The sequence below is a fragment of the Burkholderia sp. MSMB1459WGS genome, from assembly GCF_001534535.1.
In the GTDB taxonomy this organism is placed as follows: Bacteria; Pseudomonadota; Gammaproteobacteria; order Burkholderiales; family Burkholderiaceae; genus Burkholderia.
On the sequence record NZ_LPMU01000019.1, the window covers coordinates 1 to 1,561 of the forward strand.

The 1,561-nt window shown below is 66.6% G+C and carries 1 pseudogene; it reads left to right on the plus strand.

The window, feature by feature from the left end:
* Positions 1-1,561: pseudogene (locus WT97_RS07185) on the plus strand (hypothetical protein); the annotation flags it as partial.

Here is a 1,561-nt window from a genome sequence, read left to right on the forward strand (position 1 = left end):
GACACCGTGACGCTGGGTGGCGCGGGCGCAGCGACGCCGGTTCAACTGAAGAACGTGGCGGCCGGTACGGACGACACGGACGCGGTGAACGTGGGTCAGTTGAAGGACACGGGCCTGGTCGGCGATGACGGTCAGGGCAACCTGACGTCGCTGGCGGTGACGTACGACGACGCGACCAAGGCAGGCATCACGCTGGGCAACGCGGGTACGCCGGTGGCGATCCATAACGTGGCTGAAGGCGATCTGTCGGCGACGAGCACGGACGCGGTGAACGGTTCGCAGCTGTTCGCGACGAACCAGAGCATCGGCGATCTGAGCGATTCGCTGAAGAACGGCGGCGTGATCGATCCGATCACGGGTCAATCGCTGGCGGTGGTGTACGACAGCGCGGCGAAGGACACCGTGACGCTGGGTGGCGCGGGCGCAGCGACGCCGGTTCAACTGAAGAACGTGGCGGCCGGTACGGACGACACCGACGCGGTGAACGTGAGCCAGCTGAAACGCTCGGGCCTGATCGACCCGGCGACGGGTCAGCCGATCGCGGCTGTGACGTACGACCGTAACGCGGACGGCACGCCGAACTACGGCTCGGTGACGCTGGGCGACGGCACGGGGCCGGTGAAGGTGACGAATGTGGCTGACGCAACGGGCGACAGCGACGCGGTGAACCTTGGTCAGCTGAAGGACACGGGCCTGGTCGGCGACGACGGTCAGGGCGGCCTGACGTCGTTGGCGGTGACGTACGACGACGCGACGAAGGCCGGCATCACGCTGGGCAACGCGGGTACGCCGGTAGCGATCCACAACGTGGCGGCAGGCGATCTGTCAGCGACGAGCACGGATGCGGTCAATGGTTCGCAGCTGTTCATGACGAATACGCGTGTCGGTTCGATGGAGGATTGGCTGAACAACAGCGGCCTGATCGATCCGGCGACGGGCGGATCGCTGGCGGTCGTGTACGACGGCACGGCGAAGGACACGGTCACGCTGGCCGGCGTGGATGGCACGACGCTGTCGAACGTGAAGGCGGGTGTTGCCGACACGGACGCGGTGAACGTGAGCCAATTGAAGGGCTCGGGCCTGATCGACCCGGTGACGGGTCAGCCGATCGCGGCTGTGACGTACGACCGTAACGCGGATGGCACGCCGAACTATGGCTCGGTGACGCTGGGCGACGGCAATGGTCCGGTGAAGGTGACGAACGTGGCCGACGCAACGGGCGACAGCGACGCGGTGAACCTCGGTCAGTTGAAGGACACGGGCCTGGTTGGCGACGACGGTCAGGGCAGCCTGACGTCGCTGGCGGTGACGTACGACGATGCGACGAAGGCCGGCATCACGCTGGGCAACGCCGGTACGCCGGTGGCGATCCACAACGTGGCGGCAGGCGATCTGTCGGCAACGAGCACGGACGCGGTCAATGGTTCGCAGCTGTTCGCGACGAACCAGAGCATCGGCGACCTGAGCGACTCGCTGAAGGACGGCGGCGTGATCGATCCGACCACGGGCGAATCGCTGGCGGTGGTCTATGACAGCGCGGCGAAGGATCGTGTGACGCACG